Below are 3,604 nucleotides of genomic sequence, written 5' to 3'. Positions count from 1 at the left end.
CATTGTTAAGTTTTATCAAGGAATAATAACTGGAGATAATAAGAGATTTTTATCAAGTAATAAAATTGATGAGTCTTATAGGAAAATACTTAGGGGAAAGGACATTTCTTCCTATAAATATAACTTTTCAGAAAACTATGTTTTATTTGACAAAGAACTTCTTTGGAGCAACACAAATGAAGATTTTTTCTTGAAAGATGAAAAATTAATAAATAGACAAACAGGGGACAAATTAGTTGCAGCAATGGACAATAAACAATTTCTAACATTAGATAGTACCCATGTTCAAGTCTTGATTAATAATAAGTTTTCTTTAAAATATGTGTTGCCAATTTTTAATTCAACCCTTTTAAATTATTATTATTCATTATTGGTCAATGAAGGTGGACGAACATTTGCCCAAGTCAAAACGGTAAATTTAAAACCGCTTCCAATTCCATTTTCGGATAAACAAGAACTCATAAGATTTATAACTGATTTAATCTTATATAAAACTGAAATGAATGATATGAGTAATCATACGCTGATATTCTTTATGTCTTTTATTGACAGTCTTGTATTCGAACTCTACTTCCCCGACCACATGAGAGAACGTGAAATAGATGTATTGGAATTTGTGGAGCGGGATATGTACTCGGTGCTTCCGGCATCGAGAGATTCTCAAAAGCAGGATGCTTTTGATACTTTGAGCAACAAAGAAAAAGAAGCAGTAATAAACCAACTCCACCAAAAATGGACAGACCCCAATAATGAGGTGGTAAAACGTATGGCTCAGTTTAAGAATAAAAGCCCGGATATTTTGAAAGTGATATTGGAAAGTTAATGTACCCAAAGCATCTTGCTTTGGAAAAGACATCTAAACAGAGTATAAAATGACTAAAAACAAAAAGATAGCCATATTTCAAAAAAAGGAAATCCGGAGCGGAAACGAAGGAAATTGAAGAACAGGAAGAAGAATTGGAATTGGTAGAAATGGAAGACGAAGAAGATTAGCCTATGAAAAGCTTATTTGAAAAAGAAGAAAAGGAAACTGAATTAAATCAACTCAAAGTTGACTTGCTTTCTCGTTTCTTCCCTTTTTCGAAAGAGGAGGTGCTTTTATATAAACCTGTTCTTAATTTTGGCCGTTATCAACTCATGAATAATGAATTGATAGAATGGGATATTGAAATGCTTGATGAGTTAGGTGATAAAATTGATTGGACAGCAATATGGAAAATTAAAAATATCAAGCTAGATTTTGATTTCTTTAAGAAATATGAAAGCAAAATAGATTTCACTTCAATTCATTTATCTGAAAATATTAATTGGTCAAATGATTTATTATCCACATTTGGAGAAAAGTTTGATTGGAAATGGCTGATTACAAGAGAACCTTTATCTACAATAGAAAACCTAAGACGTTTTAAAGACAAATTAGATTGGGCTAATGTATCGCAAAGATTAAACATTGATTTTAACGAAGCCGTTCTCGAAGAATTTGCTGATAAATGGGATTGGAAAAAATTATCATCAAACCCAAATCTCCCTTTATCAATAGAGTTCATAAAAAAACACATTAACAAACTTGATTTTGATAATCTTTCTCAAAATCCGAAATGCATAAATTTTATTTACAAGTACCCCACTTCAAAAAGATGGAATTGGGAGAAAGTATTGTGGAATCCAGCAATAACCTACAACAAAAAATCATTTGATTTTATTTTTTACTATTACAAAAAATATTATGCATCAATAACACCTTATTATTATAAAATTGTCCAACCGTTGCCTTCCTTTTTTTTTAAGGTTTTTAAGAAACCTTTCAATGATAAAAGCTTTTTTCTAAATGAAGAATTTATAAAATATCTGCCTTGGGATAATCTTTGCAAGTTTAGTTATATTAAATTATCTCTTGACTTTATAGAAAAGTATAAAGACAAATTGAATTTTAAAGAAACAGAGTTTTTAAGAATTCACAGAGATATTCTTACAACAAATTTCATAGAAGAAAATTTAGAATTATTTGATTCAGAACATTCCGCATTCTATTACTTGCCAATAACTATCGCCCTTCTCAGAAAGTATGACGATAAGATTAATTGGAACAATTTATCAAACTGTGAAAAACTTGATTGGACATGGGAATATATTTATTTGCATTTTGAAAAATTCAATTTGTTCTGGCTTCGACAAAACAAAGGAATATATGAAAAATTAATTAGGGATAAATTAACAAAACCAGAAATATTGGAATTCTTAGACAATGAACTAATAAAAAGAAGAAAATGATAATTAGCTTGCACTTCGTAGTCAAGCACATTGGCTGGTCGTTCGAAAAAGCCAACACACGACCAAAACCAACCAAAAAGCTTGCCCACCCCATCGCACGGCAGACAGAAAAGATGTAGCAAAAATGAACCTAAAAAAAGCAAATTATTTTTGAGCAAAGCAGAAATGTCCTTATATTTGACAAAAATTTAATCGGTGGTTAGGGTTATTAGACAGACTGACGTTGTAGGTAATCCCCCTACGGAGAAAAATCCGTTGAATTTTTCAGCTACGAATGATAAAATAAAGGGTTGAAATGAACAAAATTGAAAACTATTAATTGACTGTAAATTAAACAATTAACTTTGACGTTAGTTGGAATGGCAAGAAAACCACACACATATTATAAACAATTAAAAAGAAATTGTATTTTTGACTTAAAATTAAAAGAATGATTGACTCAAGTAAAATACTTTTCTATCTGACTTCAAATAAAAAAAGACTGGAGAAAGAATATCATTTAGTTAAAATTGGGATTTTTGGATCCATAGCAAGAGAAGAACAAAATGAACAAAGTGACATTGATATAATTGTTGAATTTGAGAATGATACACAAGACCTGTTTACGCTTAAACAAAGACTTAAAGAAGAAATTCAAAAAAAATTCAATTTACCAGTAGATATTTGTCGCGAAAAATACATAAAACCAATTTTCAGACAACAAATCCTCTCAGAAACAAAATATGCCTAAACCTTCACATAAAGACTTTAGTTGTATCTTAAATATGCTTGAATCAATTCAAAAGATTTTGGATTATTCAGGAAAATTTGAAAATGCTGATGATTTATACAATGACACAAAATCATTCGATGCTACAATGATGAACTTCGTTATAATTGGAGAAATGGTAGAAAAACTATCATCGAACTTTATTGCTGAGACTGAAAATAAAATTGACTGGTTCAAGATTAAAAGTTTACGAAATATTGTCGCTCATAATTATTTTGGAATTGATGCAGAGGAAGTTTGGCAAATCATAAAAAATCATTTATCTGATTTCAAAAAAAAATTAGAGAGAACAGTTGAATAAAACCATTACCTACAATCGAGTAGGCGGCTGATATTCCTTCGTTAAAACTACGGCTAACAAAGTGCAGCTCTCACAATTTATCCCGCACCTTTTGGTCGGGAACATAAACCAAGCGGGTCTTACCGAAAGTATTCGCCACAGGCTGTACTTGACGGTTCGTTAGATAAAAGAAAAAAATAATTATGTTTTTGGATTAATACCAAATTAACATCAAAACACCCGATATAAATCATTTCTATTTCCCTTTTTTGTCGTTAAAAATT

The 3,604-nt window shown here is 30.2% G+C and carries 4 protein-coding genes; all 4 read left to right on the top strand.

The features are described 5' to 3' along the window. The coding region (locus U9R42_05780) for a TaqI-like C-terminal specificity domain-containing protein (GenBank protein ID MEA3495530.1) at positions 1-823 on the top strand (823 nt) is incomplete at its 5' end. Positions 824-996: 173 nt separating this feature from the next. Beyond that, positions 997-2,271 (top strand): hypothetical protein, encoded by a 1,275-nt coding sequence (locus tag U9R42_05775; GenBank protein MEA3495529.1) that lies wholly within the window; start codon positions 997-999, stop codon positions 2,269-2,271. A 430-nt stretch (positions 2,272-2,701) separates the two neighbouring features. Continuing rightward, positions 2,702-3,001: a nucleotidyltransferase domain-containing protein gene (locus U9R42_05770; GenBank protein ID MEA3495528.1), complete on the top strand. Its 300-nt coding sequence runs from the start codon at positions 2,702-2,704 to the stop codon at positions 2,999-3,001. After that, positions 2,994-3,341 carry a nucleotidyltransferase gene (locus U9R42_05765; GenBank protein MEA3495527.1) on the top strand — a complete coding sequence of 116 codons (348 nt, stop codon included), beginning with the start codon at positions 2,994-2,996 and terminating at the stop codon, positions 3,339-3,341. The genes U9R42_05770 and U9R42_05765 overlap by 8 nt, the downstream gene beginning before the upstream one ends. Positions 3,342-3,604: the final 263 nt, after the last annotated feature.

It is taken from the genome of Bacteroidota bacterium, from assembly GCA_034723125.1.
Taxonomy (GTDB): domain Bacteria; phylum Bacteroidota; class Bacteroidia; order CAILMK01; family JAAYUY01; genus JAYEOP01.
The sequence above is the reverse complement of the archived record's forward strand: the minus strand, read 5'-3'. Positions and strand labels throughout refer to the sequence as shown.

What these genes read in the sequence shown, in the direction of transcription:
- U9R42_05775 (MEA3495529.1), top strand. Translation starts at nt 997, where the DNA reads ATGAAAAGCTTATTTGAAAAAGAAGAAAAGGAAACTGAATTAAATCAA.
- U9R42_05765 (MEA3495527.1), top strand. Translation starts at nt 2,994, where the DNA reads ATGCCTAAACCTTCACATAAAGACTTTAGTTGTATCTTAAATATGCTT.
- U9R42_05770 (MEA3495528.1), top strand. Translation starts at nt 2,702, where the DNA reads ATGATTGACTCAAGTAAAATACTTTTCTATCTGACTTCAAATAAAAAA.